Source organism: Ferrimonas aestuarii (assembly GCF_005116665.1).
In the GTDB taxonomy this organism is placed as follows: domain Bacteria; phylum Pseudomonadota; class Gammaproteobacteria; order Enterobacterales; family Shewanellaceae; genus Ferrimonas; species Ferrimonas aestuarii.
Genome location: NZ_SWCJ01000020.1, coordinates 24,177 through 44,550, shown reverse-complemented (window position 1 = coordinate 44,550; position 20,374 = coordinate 24,177). Strand labels below are relative to the sequence as shown.

At 52.4% G+C, this 20,374-nt stretch carries 14 protein-coding genes; 7 read left to right on the top strand and 7 right to left on the bottom strand.

Annotation, left to right across the window (positions count from 1 at the left end):
* Positions 1-259: 259 nt before the first annotated feature.
* The 5 genes from FCL42_RS18585 (at position 260) to tsaA (ending at position 6,250) form a co-directional block, all read left to right on the top strand.
* Positions 260-652, top strand: coding sequence for an H-NS histone family protein (locus tag FCL42_RS18585; RefSeq protein WP_136864936.1), 393 nt, complete (start codon positions 260-262; stop codon positions 650-652).
* Positions 653-788: 136 nt separating this feature from the next.
* The gene (locus FCL42_RS18580; protein ID WP_136864935.1) at positions 789-3,821 is read left to right on the top strand and encodes an amidohydrolase family protein; all 3,033 of its coding nucleotides are present in this window, start codon (positions 789-791) and stop codon (positions 3,819-3,821) included.
* 11 nt (positions 3,822-3,832) lie between these two features.
* Positions 3,833-5,101 (top strand): amidohydrolase family protein, encoded by a 1,269-nt coding sequence (locus FCL42_RS18575; protein ID WP_136864934.1) that lies wholly within the window; start codon positions 3,833-3,835, stop codon positions 5,099-5,101.
* 77 nt (positions 5,102-5,178) lie between these two features.
* On the top strand, positions 5,179-5,550 hold the full coding sequence (gene rcsF, locus FCL42_RS18570; protein WP_136864933.1) for an Rcs stress response system protein RcsF: 372 nt from the start codon (positions 5,179-5,181) through the stop codon (positions 5,548-5,550).
* A complete protein-coding gene (tsaA, locus tag FCL42_RS18565) occupies positions 5,540-6,250 on the top strand; it encodes a tRNA (N6-threonylcarbamoyladenosine(37)-N6)-methyltransferase TrmO (protein WP_136864932.1) in 711 nt (236 codons plus the stop codon). Before rcsF ends, tsaA begins: the two co-directional genes overlap by 11 nt.
* A 6-nt stretch (positions 6,251-6,256) precedes the next feature.
* On the opposite strand, the gene FCL42_RS18560 is transcribed toward tsaA, so the two are convergent.
* Positions 6,257-6,916, bottom strand: a complete 660-nt coding sequence (locus FCL42_RS18560) for an acyltransferase (protein WP_136864931.1) — start codon at positions 6,914-6,916, stop codon at positions 6,257-6,259.
* Between the two features lie 60 nt (positions 6,917-6,976).
* The gene (locus FCL42_RS18555) at positions 6,977-8,551 is read right to left on the bottom strand and encodes a sensor domain-containing diguanylate cyclase (protein ID WP_169308451.1); all 1,575 of its coding nucleotides are present in this window, start codon (positions 8,549-8,551) and stop codon (positions 6,977-6,979) included.
* Between the two features lie 257 nt (positions 8,552-8,808).
* On the opposite strand from FCL42_RS18555, the gene FCL42_RS18550 reads away from it, so the two are divergent.
* A complete protein-coding gene (locus tag FCL42_RS18550; protein WP_136864929.1) occupies positions 8,809-10,518 on the top strand; it encodes a proline--tRNA ligase in 1,710 nt (569 codons plus the stop codon).
* A 69-nt stretch (positions 10,519-10,587) separates the two neighbouring features.
* Here the strand turns inward: FCL42_RS18550 and FCL42_RS18545 are convergent, their stop codons facing one another.
* Entirely contained in the window at positions 10,588-11,199 is a 612-nt protein-coding gene (locus tag FCL42_RS18545) for a TetR family transcriptional regulator (RefSeq protein WP_136864928.1), read from the bottom strand.
* A gap of 271 nt (positions 11,200-11,470) precedes the next feature.
* Here FCL42_RS18545 and FCL42_RS18540 point away from each other — a divergent pair, with 271 nt between their 5' ends.
* Positions 11,471-12,637 (top strand): patatin-like phospholipase family protein, encoded by a 1,167-nt coding sequence (locus tag FCL42_RS18540; protein WP_136864927.1) that lies wholly within the window; start codon positions 11,471-11,473, stop codon positions 12,635-12,637.
* Here FCL42_RS18540 and FCL42_RS18535 read toward each other — a convergent pair.
* Genes FCL42_RS18535 through dnaE form a run of 4 tightly spaced genes read right to left on the bottom strand, consistent with a single transcriptional unit; the run spans position 12,595 to position 20,368 of the window.
* Positions 12,595-14,544, bottom strand: a complete 1,950-nt coding sequence (locus FCL42_RS18535; protein WP_136864926.1) for a monovalent cation:proton antiporter family protein — start codon at positions 14,542-14,544, stop codon at positions 12,595-12,597. The two genes, FCL42_RS18540 and FCL42_RS18535, sit on opposite strands and share 43 nt — an antisense overlap.
* A 37-nt stretch (positions 14,545-14,581) precedes the next feature.
* Positions 14,582-15,907 carry a tRNA lysidine(34) synthetase TilS gene (tilS, locus tag FCL42_RS18530; RefSeq protein ID WP_136864925.1) on the bottom strand — a complete coding sequence of 442 codons (1,326 nt, stop codon included), beginning with the start codon at positions 15,905-15,907 and terminating at the stop codon, positions 14,582-14,584.
* On the bottom strand, positions 15,898-16,857 hold the full coding sequence (gene accA, locus FCL42_RS18525; RefSeq protein WP_136864924.1) for an acetyl-CoA carboxylase carboxyl transferase subunit alpha: 960 nt from the start codon (positions 16,855-16,857) through the stop codon (positions 15,898-15,900). Before accA ends, tilS begins: the two co-directional genes overlap by 10 nt.
* A 34-nt stretch (positions 16,858-16,891) precedes the next feature.
* Positions 16,892-20,368: a DNA polymerase III subunit alpha gene (gene dnaE, locus FCL42_RS18520; RefSeq protein ID WP_136864923.1), complete on the bottom strand. Its 3,477-nt coding sequence runs from the start codon at positions 20,366-20,368 to the stop codon at positions 16,892-16,894.
* Positions 20,369-20,374 lie beyond the last annotated feature (6 nt).

Genomic DNA, 20,374 nt, shown 5'->3' with positions numbered 1-20,374 from the left:
CTAATTACTGTTGACGTAAACGTCAACCTGATAAACGGAGCCTGATGGTGATTTTTTACGCAGCAATCAGCTCAAAGATCAATTATTCACTTTTTGATATTAATAGTATGGAACTTTGATTAGCTGTAATTGTCATGGATAGTAGCAATTGATTATTCTCTAAAGTGTAATTTATTAATTATTACTCAAGACAAATTAAAATCAGCGTGCTAATCTAAAACACGACTTAAATAAACACTTCAAATTGGGTTTAACCACCATGGCTGATTTCTTAGAAATTCTAACTCACGGTCGTCGATTGAAAGCTCAAGTTAAAGAGCTAGAACTAGACGAACTGCAAGACGTTATCGCTAAACTTCAAAAAATTGCTGATGATCGCGAAGCTGAAGCTGCCGAAGAGCAAGCAGCCCAAGCTGAACGTATCGCTAAAATTGAAGCCATTCGTAAGCAGCTTGCGGAAGATGGCATTAGCGTTGACGAATTAAATGCATTAGAAGGCAGTGCACCACGTAAAAAGCGTGCTCCTCGCCCACCTAAATATATGATTGTTGTTGACGGCGAAGAGATTACTTGGACCGGCCAAGGCCGTACTCCAAAAGCCATCAAAGAACAATTGGATCAGGGTCGCTCTCTAGAAGAGTTCCTAATTTAATATTTAGTTACAAAGAACTAGTCTAAGGCTGCCAATGGCAGCCTTTTTTTATCCTGAACTCTTGAAGCTTATTTGATGTGTTAAGAGTATGTAGAGATAATGTATGCCGCTCAGGAATAACAATAAAGGAAAATGGATGCCATACACTCAAACCTTGAGACCCTTAACTCTGTTGGCGTGTGCCCTAACAGTCAGCCATTATGGCTGGGCCTCTCCTACTCAGCGTATCGAAGCCATCGCCAATAATAGCGACAACTTCATCACCTTCAGCAACGCTACCCTGATGCTGTCTCCGGGAAAAACGTTACATAACGCTAGCATAACCATAAGAAATAAAAAGATTTTATCTATTTCTGATAGCAATGAAATCCCTAAGGGATCATTAGAAATAAACCTAGATAACAAGATTGTTTACCCAGGTTTTATCGACCCCTACACCAGTTACGGTATCGACTGGCAATATTCCGAATATGAGGGTGACGGCCCACACTATTTGGCGGAATTACCGGGAGCCAAGATTCAAAACCGAGCCATTCATGCCGATATGAAATGGCAGCCTTACTTTAAAGCCGATACCGATATAGCGACATCTTGGGTCAATAATGGATTCACTTCGGTTCAGTCGAGTCATTTTGACGGAATATTTCAGGGACAATCACTCAGTGCATCCTTATCCAAGGACCCAACCGCTGAACTGATATACCCTGTCGAGGGAGCACAATTTCTTTCTTTTAGTAAAGGAAGTTCTGAACAAGAGTATCCTAGCTCCCTAATGGGAAGCATCGCACTAATTCGACAAACATTAAAAGATGCGCGTTGGTATCAGCAACAACAAACCGGTAATCAAAAGCCAGAACTAAACCAATCACTGGAGAGTTTGTCACACTTTGGTAATCAGCGTGTTATATTTTCAGTTAAAAACACTAACCATCTACCGAAAGCGCTGGCGGTGTTAGCTCCTTTTCATTCCTCACCCATTCTCGTGGGAACCGGCTTAGAGTATGAGCGTTTAAATGAGTTACAAGATGCTCAATTGATTTTACCTCTGACTCAAGCACGTAAACCTGAATTAGCCTCGGGTTTGGAAATTAACTTAACTCAACTCCGCCAGTGGGAACGAAGCCCAGCTAATTTAGCTCTAGTTGCTAAATCAGGTATTCCATTTGCTATTACTCAGCACGGCATTGATAGCGAAAAGTTCTGGCCTCGTTTACGAACGGCCATTCAACATGGTTTACCACAAGACACCGCGTTAGCCGCATTAACCACCAACGCAGCCAAGTATGCAGGCATCGGCAGTTTTACTGGCAAATTGGCTGAAGGCTATCGCGCCGATCTGGTGATCGCTTCAGGTAACCTGTTTACCGACGGCGAAATTGAACAGATATACATTCAAGGTCGACCTCAGCTCAGCAGCAGTGCCAGTACTCAAGGGCTTCAGGACAGCTACCAACTGACACTCAATGGTAACGCGTTAAAGCTGAACCTAGACCTAACCAGCGACGATCTTAGTGCAGAGCTTCAGCAGGGAGATACCAACATCGCCCTCGAGAATCTCAATTGGCAGTTTGGTCAGTTGCAGGGGCTCATTGCAATGGAAGCGCTGGGGCTAAGTGGTATTGGCCAGTTCAACGCCAGCTTTTCTGCTGCGCGCAGTTTTGGTCAACTTATCGATGCCAATGGCAAAGTTCATCAATTCGAATTGATGGCTAGCCAATCGACCAATGAGTCCAAAGACGCCGCGTCAGAGCCTGCGCCCAAAACTCTGATTAGCCGCAGCAGTTGGCCCAATAACGAGTCCGGCCTCACGGCACCATTAAGCGCGGAATCGGTTCACATCAAAAACGCCACCATCTGGACCTCTGCCGACGATGGCGTCATGAGCAACGCCGATATCATCATTGAAGCGGGCAAAATTATCGAGTTGGGCAATGATCTCTCAACCCCATCCGGTTTTACGGTGATCGATGCCTCAGGCAAACACCTCACCCCTGGGCTCATTGATGAACATAGTCACATTGCCATTACCGGCGGGGTCAATGAGGCTTCCGATAGCAACACCGCCGAGGTACGCATTGGGGATGCTCTAAATGCTGAAGACATCCACATCTATCGCGCTCTGGCTGGTGGTGTCACCACTGCTCAACTGCTGCATGGCAGTGCCAACGTCATTGGCGGCCAATCACAGATAATTAAACTGCGCTGGGGTGAAGATGAGCAGGGACTGAAATTTACCCAAGCACCAGCCAGCATTAAGTTTGCCCTCGGTGAAAACGTCAAACAGAGCAATTGGGGAGACAACTACGTTTCCCGATTCCCGCAAACTCGGATGGGCGTCGAAGCTTACCTGACGGATCAATTTAGCGCCGCCAAAGAGCACAAAGCCGCCCTGCTGGCTTATGACGATCTCAGTCGCCGCAGCAAACGTAACGCCCTAGCACCTCGCCCCAATGAGCGCCTGGAAACCCTAATTGAGATCCTTGAAGGCAGCCGTAATATCCACGTGCACTCCTACGTACAATCGGAGATCTTGATGTTGCTGCGCTTATCTCAAGAGTTAGGCTTCCACGTGCAAACCTTCACTCACATCTTGGAAGGATACAAGGTCGCCGATGAGATGGCAGAATATGGCACTACCGCGTCAACCTTCTCCGACTGGTGGGCGTACAAATTTGAGGTGTACGATGCCATTCCACAAAACGCCTGTTTAATGCAGAGCAAAGGAGTAAACACCAGCATCAACTCTGACAGTGCCGACCTGATCCGCAAGCTCAATCAAGAAGCGGCAAAATCGATGCTGTACTGCGATATGTCCGCAGAAGATGCCCTAAAGATGGTTACCATCAATCCCGCTAAGCAGCTCAAAGTGGATGAGCTCACTGGCTCATTAGAGGTGGGTAAGCAGGCGGATCTGGTGCTTTGGGATCAAGCGCCACTATCGGTTTACGCCAAAGTGGAATCCACCTGGGTCGATGGCGTGCGTCGGTTCGACCGCGATCAAGACCGGTTGCAACGCAAGGCCGCTCACGATGAATATCAAGCGCTACTGCAAAAACTGATGGCCAGCAATCTGTCCGGTGACGTGGGCGAGGAGCTCGCCCCAGAGCCAGAGCCTCTCTGGCATTGCGACAGCTTGATCCACCATCACAACCACCAGCATAGTCACTAAGGGCAGCCACCATGAAACAACTCATTCTTTTGGCAACAATGGTCCTTAGCTGGGCCTCATATGCAACCACCTTGATTCCGGCGGCACCTCAAAGTCAGGCCATCTTAATTCAAGGCGGCACGCTGCACACGGTCACCCAAGGTACCCTGCCCGACACCGACCTGCTGATGGTCGATGGTCGAATTGCGAAAATCGGCTCGCCACTGACCCCTCCTGAAGGCGCGATCGTCGTTGACGCTTCAGGAAAGCGGGTTTACCCAGGTCTTATCTCCATGGCCAGCACATTAGGCCTACAAGAGATCGGCATGGTGCGCTCAACGGTGGATCAATATGAAGTGGGCAGCACCAATCCACAAATCGATGCGGTACAAGCCTACAACCCGGACTCTGAACTGATTCCCACGGTACGCTCAAACGGCATCACCCATGCTCAGATTACCCCTCACGGTGAGATGCTGGCTGGGCAATCCTCGGTGCTGAACCTCGATGCCTGGACCATTGAAGATGCCATGGTGAAGCCTTTAGATGGCCTCCATCTGTATTGGCCAGAACTCAAGCTTCACCCCACTAATGAGAAACGCCAGCAGCAACAGAAAGAGGTACAGCAGCAAGCATTAGATGAGCTGCATCAAGCCTTTGCCGATGCCTACGGCTATTATCAAAACCAACAGAGCCGAGAGAAACAAGATCGGCGCTGGCTGGCAATGAAGTCGCTGTTTGACGGCAAAATCAATCTGTACGTTCATGCCGACCGCCAGCAGCAGATCGAACAAGCACTGCAACTGGCTCAGCAGTATCGACTCAAACTGGTGATCATCGGTGGCTACGACAGCTACCGCCTGACCGAACAGCTCGTGGCCCAGCAGGTGCCTGTGGTTTATACCCACGCCAACGGCTTGCCGCTTCGTCGTCACGAAGCCTTCGACCTGCCCTTTACCATTCCCAGCTTGCTTCAAGACGCTGGCGTCAGCCTAGCATTGGCTTACCCAGGCAGCTGGGACAGTCGAAATCTGCCATTTGCAGCCGGTTATGCCGCCGCCAATGGTCTGGATGCCAACGAAGCCCTGAAGGCGATCACCTATCAGCCCGCACAGATCATGGGGCTTACCGACATGGGGGCATTGGAGCAAGGGTTTCGGGCCAACGTCATCGTCAGTGACGGAGACCTGTTGGACATGGGCCAAGCCAAGATTGACGCCATCTATATAGACGGCCGACAGATTGATCTGGATAACCGCCACAATCAGCTCTATCAAAAGTACCAGCAAAAAGGTCAGTAAGACTCACCTCAGCCAACACAGCCCGCTAAATGCGGGCTGTGTTACACTGACCGCTTCATTTATAGGGAAACGATCCGATGCGAACTCTCATTCCTTGGCTGCTGTTGCCACTGCTTGTAGGCTGCGGCGCCAACTACAGTTTCAATTCTAATCTGGATGGCGATGCCATTGACGATTACTTCAAGGCGGGCTCAGTTAAGCTGATTGATGCCGAATCGGCGCTAGCAGCGAAGCGTGACTTAGGCTTGATTGAAGCCACCAGCTGTCAAGAGCAGGCCAACCAAGCGCCTGCGGATGCCGCTGAAGCACGAACCCTTTTACGTCAACAAGCCGCTGACATGGGAGCCAACGCCATCTGGGTGAAAGAGTGCATCAACCTAGAATCAGACCAACAATGTCACAGTGCAGTCATGTGCATTGCCAAGGCCCTAGTGATTCATGAATCTTGAAATAAGCCCAGTGGCAATCTGCCACTCACCCTATAAGCAGAAATTTGCTATTCCTCGCCAACCAAGACTGGTGCCCGCGGCCGTGGGCCGATTAATGCTTCAAGGGGAGTGCAACAACCCCGACCTGCTTCGAGGCATTGAGCAATTTGATTACCTGTGGCTGATCTTCAGTTTTCACGAGAATCTGGCTCAAGGTTGGAAACCCACGGTGCGCCCACCACGCCTTGGTGGCAACACCCGAGTGGGGGTATTTGCGACTCGAGCGACCTTCCGGCCAAACGGTTTGGGAATGTCGGCAGTAAAGCTCAAAGGCATTGGCGTCGACAATGGTCAGCACTACCTCGAGGTAGAAGGCATCGATCTGCTGGACGGTACCCCAATCTACGACATCAAGCCCTACATCCCTTACTCAGACTCCTTGGCGGATGCCAGCGGCGGCTATGCGGATGAACCACCCAAGAGCCTAACCATGACCATCAGTGATCAGGCTAAGCAGCAGATGACAGCGGCAGAGCTAGCCTGTCCTGGGTTTAGTGAATTGGCTCAACAAGTTTTGGCGCAAGACCCGCGCCCAGGGTATCGCCAACAAGACAACGACGAGCGCGAGTACGGGGTTCAGCTGCACCAGTTCGATCTTCGCTGGCGTGTTGAACAGGGAGTCAACCATATTATTGCCGTCAACCCGATTCGCCACCTTTAACCATCGTTAACCAGGATGATAATCGGGCTTGTGGCGGCGGTCCCCAATCACTTTGGCGGGGTTACCCGCCACAATGGCATACTCAGGAACGTCAGCGGTGACCACACTGCCCATGCCAACCACCGCGTGATTACCAATATTAACGCCATCTCGAATACACACATTGGTGCCAAGCCACACGTCCTTGCCTAACTTGACGCCCAAGCTTGTTACCGGCTGCTCATGCACCATGGCATTGGCAGCCATACCATGGTTAAAGGCGTAGATCTTCACCCCAGCTGCCAATCGACAGCCATCGCCGATCTCAATGCCCCCACGACCGCCATCAAGACTACAACCATGATTGATGCCAACATCAGCACCAATGCGAGCAGGGCCATGAATAAACGCCTCTGCGGCGATATGGGTTCGATCGCCGATGGTGATGTCTCGACCCGGTTCCGCGAACAGCCGAGCAGGCTCGCCCACAAAACAGTGCTGACCAAAGGTTATGGTCTCCAGCGCTGAGAGTTTTTGCTGCAGCTCCTGCTGCCAAGGCCCTGCCCACGCCATCTGCTTGGCTTTAAGGCGGCAGTACAACCACGGCATAAAGTTAAGCCGCTGTTTATGCTGAGCTTGAATCTCTTCCGCGCTGTAATTTCGCCAAGGCTTATCCTGAGAGCTCATTCATCCACCTCAAAAACAAAAAAGCGCGCCAGTATAGCGCGCTTTACTCAGTTAGCGGTATCAACCCAAGGTTGCCAACGCCCCCTGCTGCTCATTGTGGTACGCCACGCAGTTTCGTCCCTGTGACTTGGCTCGATACAGCGCCTGATCCGCAAGCTCGAAGAACTGCTCTGGGGTTTGATCCAGCTCCGGCACCATGGTCGCAACCCCGATGCTGATGGTCACTGAATCTGAGACGTCAGAGCCCTCATGGGGAATCCCCAGCGCCTCTACCATGGCTCGTAAGCTATCCGCAAATTTAACCGCTTTGTTCCCGGTTTCAGGTAACACGGCCGCAAACTCTTCACCACCATAACGCGCCAACAGGTCACGAGGGCGATTCAGCTGGCTATTGAGCATGCGGGCAATCTTCTTAAGCACCCGATCACCGGCAAGGTGGCCATAACGATCGTTGTAGTCCTTAAAGTTATCGACGTCCATCACGAATAGGGTAATGGTTTTCTTAGTGCGCCGAGCACTTTCCCACTCCTGACTGAGCCAATTATCGAACTGACGGCGATTGGCGATCTGAGTTAGGCCATCGGTGAGGCTTTGACGAGTCAACTGCTGATTAACTCGGTTTAGCTCTTCGGTGCGAGCCTGAACCAACTGCTCAATCTCTTTGTTTTGACGTCGGCTTTGCCATAAAAAGCTGCCACAAGCCAACAGCGCCACAATGCCGCCAACGGCCACAATGAACGGGTTAATACTGCGCTGGGAAGTAAAAAATAGCGAATTGGCCCGAGCAAGCAGATACCAGCTGCGTTGCCCCAACTCCCCCAGTTCAACCTCACGATAGGTCTGAGTTTTGGACAGCGAATTGGCAAGGTTTAACACCGTATAGCCATCGGCTTCGGTGCGATCCACGATCTCATAATCGATATACAACCCCTGACCACCGGCGATGGTTTCTCTGAGCAGCAGATCAATATCAAAGACGCCAATGACAAACCCCATCAGCAGCGGCTCTCTGCTGGATTCCGTTAGGGGCAGGCTGTGGTAGATGGGAAGCACCGCCTCAATATGACGTCCGCCCTCAGCATCTCGATGCACAGGACTTATTAACAACGAACCCGACATCATCGCCTGCTTAAGCACGTCAGCGTGGTGCGGCTGCTGAGCCAGATCTAAACCAAAGCGCTCCTCATTATTCGCTAAGGGTCTTAGGTAATAGACCGGCAAATAGCTGTCTCGAGGCGCTGCCGTTACGCGCTGCCCTTGTTGAAGATCCACGAAAGTAAATGCGGTGTAGGTTTGTTGCAGCTGCTGCTCTAAAGCTTGCCTTTGGTCGTGTTCCACCTTCGGAACCCATTCCAGTGCGGTAATTTCTCGATGGCGAGCCAAAATGCCATCAGCCACATTGGCGAACTCAACCTCGGTTACACTGTCACTGCCTTGGTACAGTGTCGACAGGTGATACAGCACCGACATTGATGCTTCCACACGCCAATGGATCAACTGCGCCTGATTCTCTACAAAGTACTCAAAATCCCGCTCTAAGGCCCGCTGCTCACTCTGATACAGCTGTACACTTAACCAAGCGGTAGATAATACCCCGACAATCATGGCAGTGATGGCCCAAAATCGACTTTTCATCATTTTTGCCCTTTATGCCGACTTTTTCCTATTAATATCACAAAAAACGTTCAAACTTCGCTTTAATTAACACTCTCTCAACCAATTAGCTGAGTTGAGATCTCAAGATGGTAAACGCCTCGACGACGAAAAATCGACGATGTGCCTTTATCAACGAAAACCCTAGGATTGATACGCTCATCCCCCCCAAGGAGCTGTATTCATGGGGCGCATGGGTATAGAATATCCGCTTACCTTTTTTTTCACGGACTTTATTGATGAGAACCAGCCGTTACTTGGTCTCCACACTGCGTGAGACTCCTTCCGATGCCGAGATCGTTAGTCATCAGCTGATGCTACGTGCCGGTATGATCCGCAAACTTGCTTCTGGCCTGTACACCTGGCTGCCCACAGGGCTTAAGGTGCTTAAGAAGGTTGAGAACATCGTACGTGAAGAGATGAATCGCGCTGGCGCGGTAGAAACCCTGATGCCCATGGTTCAGCCCGCCGATCTTTGGCAAGAGACCGGCCGCTGGGATGACATGGGACCGGAACTGCTGCGTATCCAAGATCGCCACAATCGCGACTTCGTTCTGGGGCCAACCCACGAAGAGGTGATTACCGACATCGTTCGCAACGAGATCAAGTCGTACAAACAGCTGCCACTGAACCTGTACCAGATCCAAACCAAATTCCGTGATGAAGTTCGTCCTCGCTTCGGTGTGATGCGCTCCCGCGAATTCCTGATGAAGGACGCCTACTCCTTCCATCTGGATCAAGCAACCATGGATCAAACCTATGCCGATATGCACGCTGCCTACTGCCGTGTGTTGGAGCGTATGGGTCTGGAATTCCGCCCAGTATTGGCGGACACCGGTGCCATCGGTGGTGCGCTGAGCCACGAATTCCAAGTTCTTGCCGATACCGGTGAAGACGCCGTGGTGTTCTCGACAGGCTCTGACTACGCCGCCAACATCGAAAAAGCAGAAGCATTGGCACAGGGCGAACGCGGCAGCGCCACTCAAGAGATGACTCTGGTGGATACCCCCAATGCCAAAACCATCGATCAACTGGTTGAGCAGTTCGAACTGGCCATTGAAAAGACCGTCAAGACCTTGATTGTCAAAGCCAGCGAAGAGTGTGACGCCCCACTGGTGGCACTGATGGTTCGTGGCGATCATGAGCTAAACGAAGTGAAAGCGGAAAAATTACCGCAAGTGGCAACGCCGCTGACCTTTGCTTCCGAGGAAGAGATTCGTGCCGCCATCGGTGCAGGACCGGGCTCTCTTGGCCCAATCGATCTGAAGTTGCCGCTAATCATCGATCGCTCCGTCGCGACCCTGAACGACTTTGGCGCTGGTGCCAACATCGACGATAAGCACTACTTTGGCATCAACTGGGAGCGTGACGTAGCGCTACCAGAGGTGGCCGACTTGCGTAATGTCGTCGAAGGCGACCCTAGCCCATGTGGTCAAGGTACCCTGAAGATCGCTCGCGGCATCGAAGTGGGCCACATCTTCCAGTTGGGCACTAAGTACTCTGAGTCCATGAAAGCCACCGTTCTGGATGAAAATGGCAAGGCCCAGCCGCTGGTTATGGGCTGTTACGGTATCGGTGTATCTCGCATCGTAGCCGCCGCTATCGAGCAAAACCATGACGATCGCGGCATCATCTGGCCGGCTGCCATTGCCCCATTCCAAGTGGTGATTGTGCCGATGAACATGCACAAATCTCACCGCGTTCAGGAAGCCGCCGAGAAGCTGTATGCCGACCTGCAAGCCGCTGGCGTAGACGTGCTGTTTGACGACCGCAAAGAACGCCCTGGGGTGATGTTTGCCGATGCAGAGCTGATGGGGATCCCATACAGCGTGGTCATTGGCGAGCGTGGCATCGACGCTGGCGCGTTTGAGATCAAATCTCGTAACGATGGCAGCAAAGAAGAGGTGGCCATCGACCAACTGATGGACAGCCTAATGGCGAAGCTGTAATCGCACTAGGTGTGAATACAAAAAGGGTTGGCAATTGCCAACCCTTTTTTCTTGTCTCAAATAGCTTGGTTAGGCTCGGATACTGCGCTCAAAGCCGGCAATCATCTCTTTAAAGACCTGCTCGACATCCATATGCCGCGTACTGCTTCGAGGACGCAACACCAGATTGGTAAACCCCATGTGGAAGCTGTAAAAAGCGATAACGGCACTGTCCACGGACATTTGCGAGTGCAAAAGCCCCTTCGATTTCGCCAAACTCAGCACCTGACGAATGTGGGAGTCTTCTTGGCAATGCAGCTCATCCAGCTTTTCACACAGCTCAGGAATCTGCTCAGCCTGATTATAAAGAATCATCACCTGCTTCAAGTTACTGTCTCTACGAAGCTCCGACCAAAATACCCAAGTAGCTTCCAGTAGCGTATTGATAGGATCTGCGCCTTCATCGCCAATCAAATCCCAAATACGCTGCATCTCCGGCGTAATGGAGCTCTCAAACATCGCATGCAGCATTGCTGCTTTATCATCAAAGTGCCAATAGATGGCGCCGCGAGTCATGCCACAAGCCGTGGCGATCTGAGCGAGGGTCGTATTGGCGACCCCTTTTTCACTGAACAATTTCAATGCGGTGTCTAGCAGAAGTTCGCGGGTTTTCTCCGCCTCAGCCTTGGTCTTTCTAGCCATGACACTCTCTCTTGGTTTGGCAACGAACGATCTGATCAGACAACAAGGCTAGAGCAAAAACCATGAGCCCACTCACAATGAAATACAGCTTAGGCTGAAACATCAAATACCCAAATATCATTGACCGACCTTAAATACATTCAAGTTTGTATATTTAATTATACCCGCATCTCAGTTTGTATCAACCAGATGCGGCGTCTGTCCTATACTTGAAACAGCATACGTATATTAATCAATTCTTATTCCAATCAGATGCTTATACAGGGATGCCATGGACGAAATAAAGCCCCCTCTTTGGGCACTGCAACTAAGCGGTGGTGGTGGTCGAGCCGCCTATCAAATCGGAGTCTTAAAAGCCTTAGCCAGCTTCTACCCAAGGAATCATGGCCTGCCGTTTCCGATCCTGTGTGGCACCTCCGCTGGCGCCATCAACGCTGCGGCACTGGCTTGTTATGCGGGAGCCTTCCATAAAGGGATCAGAAAGCTGGAGTGGATATGGCGAAACTTCAGCAGCGATCAAGTGTACTATGCCGACCTGTGGCCAATCATAAAAACCGTCGCCCATCAGGTAACTCACCGTAAAGACCCTAATGTTGCGCCTTGCCTACTGGATAATGCTCCTCTAAAAACACTGATGGAGCGAGTATTGCCCCTTGAGAAGATAGAGCGCCACATCGACAGCGGCCAACTTCATGCGCTGACCATCGCGGCATCCAGCTACCGTAAGCCCTGCTGCGTCAACTTTTATCAGGGGCAAAAACACATCGCTCCCTGGCAACGTCACCGCCGAAAAGGCATACCGACCACCATCAGCATTGAACACTTAATGGCCTCTTCCGCCATTCCTCTGGTATTTCCCTCGGTGCTTATCGGTAACGAGCACTATGGCGACGGCGCAGTGCACCAGTTATCGCCCCTAAGCGCCCCCATTCACCTAGGCGCAAAACGCATTTTTATCATCAACTTAGAAAGCCCAGGTGAGCCAGTTCCAGGTCGGCGAGCGCCCAATAGCGGCGTCATCACAGGTCACCTGCTGGATGCGGTATTCTCCGATGCCCTTAGCTCAGATCTGGAGCGAGTTGCACGCATCAATGCGTCACTGGCACTGATCCCCCATGAACGCCGAGTCATGCAGCCCCTAACCACGGTGGAAACCATGACCATTAAACCATCTGAAAATTTGGATGCCATCGCCCTACGTCATTACGACAAACTTCCTAAAGGAATTCGAACCTTACTGAAGTTTATCGGTGTGGATGACAGCAGCGAGTCCAGCCTATTGAGCTATCTGATGTTTGAAGGGGAGTATTGTCAGGAGCTTATCGAGCTTGGATTTCGAGATGCCATAGAGAAGCAGCGGCAGATGAAACTGTTCTTCGATCTGCCCGTTGAGACTCAGTGGCCCTCAAGTAGTGCCCGCTCCGCCAACTCAACTTGACGCGGTGTCCCTTGCAACAGCAGGGTATCACCATGCTGCAAACGCGTAGTTGGTACAAACTCCAACTCTTTGCCTTGGCGTTTAATGCCATCAAGCTCAACGTGCCAATGACTCAGCGGCAGCTCTACCACAAAGTGACCCAGGGCCCAGGCATTGTCGCTTAAGGTCACCGCATGCAACACTTTACGGTCCGGCTGTAGGTCTTCACCGCCAAAGAAACCGTGAAGCATTCGATAGCGGTCCCGACGCTCTCGCTCCAACCGAAGCAAAATTCGCGGTAGCGGCACCCCAAGTTGATACAGTACTTGAGATACCAACATTAAACTGCCCTCCAGGCTCTCAGGAATCACCTGATCGGCGCCGGCTTTTTCCAGTGCCTCCAAAGTGGAGTCGTCCCGAGTCCTGACCAGAGCTCGAATGTTCGGCGCTAAGGATTTAATGCAATCCAGCTGATTGAAGATCTCGCGGCGATTATCGTAAGTGACCACCACCAGCCTCGCATGAGCCAAGCCAACCTCATCCAAAATGGCGTGACGACGACCGTCACCGTAGATCACCGGCTCGCCACCACTGCGAGCCTCTCGAACTCGAATGGGGTCCAGATCCACCGCCACAAATGGCATCTTTTCCCGCTTCAAAAACCGGGCAATGGTCTGGCCAACGCGGCCATACCCCAGCAGCACCACATGATCCTTGGTTGCCAGATCAAGCTCCTGCTCCTCATCTTGACGGAAGTTTTCCCCCTGCCCCAGCACTTTTTTGGCCAGTTCCAGACAGCGATCCACCAATGTCGGCGTTAAGGCCATCGACGCCACCCCGGTCATCACCAGCAAGTTGGCCAGATCCCGCTCTAATACGTCCCACTTCACGGCCAGTGCGATCAATACGAAGCTAAACTCGCCCACTTGCGCCAAGCAGATGCCGGTGGCCAGCGCGTCTTTGGATTTCTCTCCAGTCAATGCCGCTAAGCCCCATATCACCAGAGCCTTAAACAACATCACCGATAGCAGCAATCCCAGTAAGAGCGGCAGCTGGTTCATCAGCACCGACGGATCCAGCAACATGCCCACTGAGACAAAGAACAGCCCCATCAACAGATCGCGAAAGGGGCGAATGTCCGCTTCCAACTGCTGCCGATATTGGCTCTCGCCAAGCAACATGCCCGCCAAAAACGCTCCTAAGGTCATGGAGAGTCCCAAGGAGAGGGTCACAAAGCCGGTCGCCAACGCCACCGCCAAGGTGGTTAACACGAACAGTTCATCGGAACGAGAGCGAGCCACCTCATCAAAGATTTTCGGCAGCAGATAGCCACCTAAACTGAGCAACAGTGCGAAGGCACCGACTCCTTTGAGAAGGGCCCACGAGAGCTCAAAGGCCAGGGCGCTGCCGCCACTGTCTGAGCCTAGCAGTGGAATCACAATCAGCAGCGGAATCACCGCAAGATCCTGAAACAACAACACCGACACCGATAACTCGCCATGACGCTTATTGATCCAGCCCTGCTCATCCAACTGTTTGAGCACAATGGCGGTCGAAGAGAGGGCGATGGCACCGCCGCAGACAAAGGCGGCTCGAGCGTCCAACCCGAAAGCCCAACTGGTCAATGAGGCACCGAGCAGGGTCACCACCATCTGTAAACTGCCAAGGCCAAACACTCGGCTGCGCATGGCCCAAAGGCGAGGGAGGGAGAATTCCAATCCGAGGGAGAACATCAAAAACACGATGCCCACTTCTGCCATCAAGGCAATTTCATGGCTGCCTAACCAATGAAAGCCTTGCTCACCGGCAATCAGGCCGGTCACCAGCCAAGCCAGAATCACCGGCAAACGCAGTCGCCGACTCAACACGAGCAAAGCGATGGCCACCAGCGCCAATAGCAAAATCGGAATTAAACCACCATGTTCCATGCGTTATGCCCACTCCTGTGTCGCCGACCGTGATTGTCTATTGTTCTATTCTAAGGCCAACACCTTGATTCACAAGCGCCTTGTCACTGGCCCAATATCCCAGAGCCGCAATCAGTTCGTCATCATAAAACAGCATTGCCACCTGAGACCGCCGCCAAGGAGGCACCCCTAACTCGTGCCAAACCTTCTTCAGCTCCCGGGAACCATTACGATAGCTAGGGGACACCTTAAGCCGCCCAGGTAGCCCATAACGCACGCTGACCCTCTCTTGCATTGTAGGCATTCGCACCCGAAGCCCTTGTTCAGCTTCGAGGAATTGCCACGCTTCTCCGTTGGCCAACAATCTAGGCTGGGTGAGATCATCAATGGTCTCAACCTCACCTTGAAGGCCATTGGGCTCAGGCAGGTGAATCAGATAGAGGCAGTCTTGATATCGGCGTAATATCGCCGCTTCCAGCATCAATTCTGGCTGGGCATCAGTTCGCGCCTGCCAAAACTGCTTCATCTGCATCATCTTGGCTCGGCTCGGGGCAGTAACCTGATTTTGCCTTAACCAATATCGAACCACATTATGTTGTCTGGAGGATGACAAAGCGGACAACGCGTTGAGATTTAGCGCGCCCGATACCTCCAGTTTAGCCAAGTCCAACTGAGCTAACTCATCACAGAGCTGCTGCTGCTCTCCACAGAGCTCGGCGCTTCGAGCCGCACTGGAACTAAATCCAGGCCAGCGGCGATTAAGCTCAGGCACCACCTGATGACGAAGAAAATTGCGATCGAACCGCAGATCATCGTTGCTGTCGTCTTCGATATGAGACAGTTCCGCAAGCTTTGCTGCCTGTTCAATTTGGGCTCGAGTTATCGACAACAGTGGCCTTAGGTGTGTCCCCTGTCGCCATGGTTTCGATTTCGGCATCGCCGCCAAACCCTGAGGGCCACTGCCCCGCTTTAGCGCCAGCAGAAGGGTTTCCACCTGATCGTCTTGATGCTGTGCGGTAAGCAGTAGATCACCATCATCAAGGTGGCGAGCAAAGGCATCATAGCGAGCGGTTCGCGCCGCCGCTTCAATGCTGATGCGAGGGCCAGACTCAACCTTGACCGATTCGATAACAATGGGAATCTTGTAGTGCTCAGCACGCCTTTGACAGTGGGCTGTCCAGTGGTCAGCAGACAGAGAAAGACCGTGGTGAACATGAACCAGCAGAAACGAATTGTGAGGAAATTCCGGCTGCAGTTTGGAAAGGAGAAAAGCCAGCAACTCAGAATCGACGCCGCCGCTGTACCCCAGTACCACGCGGCGCCCAGTTTGAAGGTGAGCCGCTAATGCGGCTCGAACTTCGGCTTCAATGGCGGTTAGCGGCAATAGCCATACCCCATCAATCGCTCGAAGCGCTGTTCCATCATGGTGTCAACATCCAGGTTCTTAAGCAGAGCAAGATCATTAAGAATCTGCTCTTTTAGCTGGCGAGCCATCAGTTCGATATCGCGGTGGGCACCGCCTTTCGGCTCAGCCACGACGGTATCAACCAAACCAAGCTCGTGCAGACGGGAGGCGGTAATGCCCATGGCTTCCGCCGCCTTTGGCGCTTCCGCAGCGTCTTTCCACAAAATGGAGGCACAGCCTTCAGGGGAGATCACCGAGTAGGTGGAGTACTGCAGCATGTTAACGCGATCGCCAACACCAATGGCCAGTGCACCACCAGAGCCGCCCTCTCCAATCACGGTGCAGATGACCGGTACTTTCAGGCCAGACATCACCTTGAGGTTTTTCGCAATGGCTTCACTTTGACCACGCTCCTCTGCGCCTACGCCAGGGTAAGCTCCAGGGGTGTCGATAAAGGTGATGATCGGCATATTAAAGCGCTCTGCCATCTCCATCAGGCGCAGGGCCTTACGATAGCCCTCAGGGCGAGGCATACCGAAGTTACGGCGCACCTTTTCACGGGTATCACGCCCTTTCTGGTGGCCAATCACCATCACTGGCATGCCATCAAGACGGGCGGTGCCGCCAACAATGGCTGGATCGTCGGCAAAAGCGCGGTCACCACACAGCTCATCAAACTCGGTAAACATCTGGTTGATGTAATCCTGAGTGTAAGGACGCTGCGGATGGCGAGCCATCTGCGCTACCTGCCAAGGACCAAGATCGGCGAACACCTTAGTAATCAGGGTTTCGCGTTTCTCCTCCAACTGACGAATCTCGTCATGCAGATCCAAGTCGAGCTCATTACTGCGGCTGACGTTCTTTAGCTCGTCAATCTTGGCTTGCAGCTCAGCAATCGGCTGTTCAAATTCTAAAAAATCCAGGCTCATAATAGGTTCACCGCTCGGTGCCACTTGGCACTCGTTAATAGGTCATGGTTACTTTATCTGCTCCGAATAGCGTTGCTAACTCCAGCAACAGCTCATCATCGGGGCGCACTTGCCAGTTTCTCCCCAACTGCAAGGTGCCCGTGGCATCGGAGCGATTGAATGCTATCTGTACAGGGCAACTGCCTTGATTATGTTGGCTTAACAGGGCTCGAACCTTCTCAAGCTTGGTTTCGTTAAGCTGCTCGGCATCCAGCGTCAAGGTCACCCCTTTGGCCCACTTTTCTCGGGCCTGGCTGATGTCGAGTACCTCTTTGGCAGACATTTTATTGCCACCGGAGAAATCATCAAAGCTGACCTCTCCCTCAACAATCAATATCTTATCCTTAACCAACAGATCTTGGTACTTTTCTACCCCTTCTGCGAACATCATCACCTCAAGGCGACCGCTCTTATCATCCAGGGTTAGAATGCCCATTTTACTGCCGCGCTTGGTGATCATTACCCGCGCCGCAATCACCAACCCTGCTACTCTCGTCACTTTACCGCGACCGGTAGGCACCACATCTTTAAGCCTACCAGAGGTCCAGCCCTTAATCTCTTTAAGGTACTGATTGATCGGGTGTCCTGTTAGGTAGAGGCCAAGCGTTTCCCGCTCACCGTCCAGCCAAACTTTATCAGGGAAATGGGGCACATTCACAAAGGCGTGATCCGCTTGTCCCGGCTCAGGGGTCAAATCCCCAAACAGGTCCATCATCCCTTGGGCTTGGTTACGAGCGTTTTGTCCCGCCGCTTTTACCGCCTGCTCTAGAGTGGCCATCATCGCGGCGCGATGTGGGCCTAAGTTGTCCATGGCGCCGGCCATGATCAGCTTCTCAATCGTGCGTTTATTAACCTTTTTCAGATCCACCCGGTTGCAGAAATCGAACAGGTCTTTGAACTCGCCACCGGCTTCACGGGCTTCCAAGATGGCGTCTACCGGGCCTTCACCCACGCCCTTGATAGCACCGATGCCGTAAACAATCTCTTTATCTTGGTTAACGTTGAACTTGAACAGGCCCATATTGACGTCCGGTGGCAGCAAGGTCAGTCCCATGCGCTCACACTCGTCCACTAGAGTCACCACCTTATCGGTGTTGTCCATATCCGCCGACATCACCGCCGCCATAAAGTATGACGGATAGTGCCGCTTCATCCACAGAGTCTGGTAGGACACCAAAGCATAGGCAGCGGAGTGGGATTTGTTAAATCCGTATCCAGCGAATTTCTCCACCAGATCGAAGATCTTCATCGCCAAATCGCCGTCAACACCGTTGTTTTCCGCCCCTTCTCGGAAGGTGCCCCGCTGCTTGGCCATCTCCTCAGGCTTTTTCTTACCCATGGCTCGACGCAGCATATCTGCGCCACCCAGGGTGTAGCCCGCCAGAACCTGAGCAATCTGCATCACCTGTTCCTGATACAGAATAATGCCGTAGGTGGGCTCAAGAATCTCTTTTAACGACTCGTGCTGATACTCGGCATCTGGGTAGGACACCTCTTCTCGGCCATGCTTACGGTCGATGAAGTTATCTACCATGCCCGATTGCAGCGGCCCCGGACGGAACAGGGCCACCAGTGCGATCATATCTTCGAAGCAGTCCGGCTGCAGGCGCTTAATCAGATCCTTCATGCCGCGAGATTCCAGCTGGAATACGGCGGTGGTTTCCGAGCGCTGCAGCATGTCGAACGATGGCTGATCGTCCAGAGGAATGCTTTCGATGCGAATTGGGTCTTTGCCCTCGGCCGCCAACGCCGGATTGGCCATATCCAGCGCCCACTGGATGATGGTCAGGGTTCGAAGGCCCAAGAAGTCAAACTTCACCAGACCGGCGGTTTCCACGTCGTTCTTGTCGAACTGGGTCACCGGGTTGCCACCGGTGTCATCACAATACAGCGGCGCAAAGTCAGTGATGGTGGTTGGGGCAATTACCACGCCCCCAGCGTGTTTACCGGCGTTTCGGGTAACCCCTTCTAGCTTACGGGCGATGTCAATGAGGGCTTTCACCTCATCATCGCGGTCGTACAGCTCAGGCAGTGCAGGCTCCTCTTTAAAGGCTTTGGCCAGCGTCATGCCGGGATCCGGCGGGATCAGCTTGGAGATACGATCCACAAAACCGTATGGGTGGCCCAATACTCGACCTACGTCTCGAATCACCGCCTTGGCCGCCATGGTACCGAAGGTGATGATCTGAGATACCGCATCACGGCCATAGAGCTCGGCGGTATGGTCAATCACCTCATCCCGTCGATCCATACAGAAGTCGACGTCGAAATCGGGCATGGATACCCGCTCTGGGTTCAAAAATCGTTCGAACAGCAGGTCGTATTCCAATGGATCCAGATCGGTAATCTTCAGCGCGTAAGCCACCAAAGAACCGGCACCTGAGCCTCGCCCAGGACCTACCGGAATGTTGTTGTCCTTAGACCACTGGATAAACTCCATTACGATCAAGAAGTAACCAGGGAACCCCATGTTGTTAATTACTTCAAGTTCGACCTTAAGACGCTCGTCATACTCAGGGCGCTTTTCAGCACGTTCGACAGCATCTGGGAACAGGAACTCCAGACGCTCCTCAAGGCCGTCTTCAGACACCTTAATCAGGTAGTCTTCGATTTTAAGGTCGCCCGTTGGAAAGTCCGGTAGGAAGTATTCGCCCAAGCGTACGGTGACGTTACAGCGCCGAGCGATCTCAACACTGTTTTCCAGCGCTTCCGGGATGTCAGAGAACAGCTCCAACATCTCATCTTCACTACGCAGGTACTGCTCTTTTGAGTAGAGTCGAGGCCGGCGGCTATCATCTAGAGTAAAGCCGTCGTGAATACAGACCCGAATCTCGTGCTCACCAAAGTCAATCTCATCTAAGAACACCACCTCGTTGGTGGCCACCACAGGTAAGCCAACCTGATCAGCTAACTCCACCGCACGGTGCAGATAGGTCTCCTCCCCTGCACGGCCGGTTCGAACCAGCTCAAGGTAGTAGTGATCAGGAAAATGACGCTGATAAAACTCCACCAGCAGATCCACTACCTTGGTGTTGCCCTTCGTCAGCGCCTGACCGATATCGCCATCTTTGGCGCCGGAGAGCAAAATGAGTCCCTCGGCGTGCTCTGCCAGCCATTCGCGGTCTAATACCGGACGATGATTCACATGCCCACGCAGATAAGCTTTGGAGATCAGCAGCGTCAGGTTCTTATAACCTTCGTTATTCATCGCCAGCACCGTCAGGCGGCACTGCATGTCATCCAGTTCGGGACAGATCTGCCAAAAGTCGGCACCAATAATTGGTTTGATGCCGCTCTTATGAGCACCACCATAGAATTTCACCAAACCACACAGGTTGGTCTGATCGGTGATGGCAATGGCAGGCATGCCCATCTCGGTGGCCCGAGCCACAATGGGCCCCACCTTCTGCATGCCATCCACCATAGAGAAATCAGAATGCACCCGCAGGTGCACAAATTTAGGATCGGCCATGGTACG